Source organism: Methylobacterium nigriterrae (genome assembly GCF_037106235.1).
Lineage (GTDB): Bacteria > Pseudomonadota > Alphaproteobacteria > Rhizobiales > Beijerinckiaceae > Methylobacterium > Methylobacterium nigriterrae.
In genome coordinates this window covers 1-278 of record NZ_JBAWTG010000812.1, presented here as the reverse complement: position 1 = coordinate 278, position 278 = coordinate 1, and the positions used below count along the sequence as shown (strand labels likewise).

Sequence of the window (278 nt, the reverse complement as noted above, 5' to 3'; positions counted from 1 at the left end):
AGCGTGCGCTGGATGGCACCGACGGATGCCTTGGTGACGTTGCCGTATTTCGCGCCGATCTCGCCTGCGCGTTCGGCGATGTTGGCCAGGAGCGCCTGCAGATCCTTCATATCGAGAAGCAAGAGGCCCTCGTCGTCGGCGATCTTGAAGGCGATGTTCATGATGCCTTCCTGCGCATCCGACAGATCCATCAGCCGCGACAGCAAAAGCGGCCCCATCTCGGAAACCGTCGCGCGGATCGGATGCCCCTGTTCCCCGAACAGATCCCAGAAAACCAC

General features: G+C 61.2%; 1 protein-coding gene. It reads right to left on the bottom strand.

All coding sequences use genetic code 11. From position 1 onward, the window contains the following. Positions 1-278 (bottom strand): helicase HerA-like domain-containing protein (locus tag WDW90_RS39255; RefSeq protein ID WP_336493014.1); only part of this gene is annotated, 278 nt, incomplete at both ends.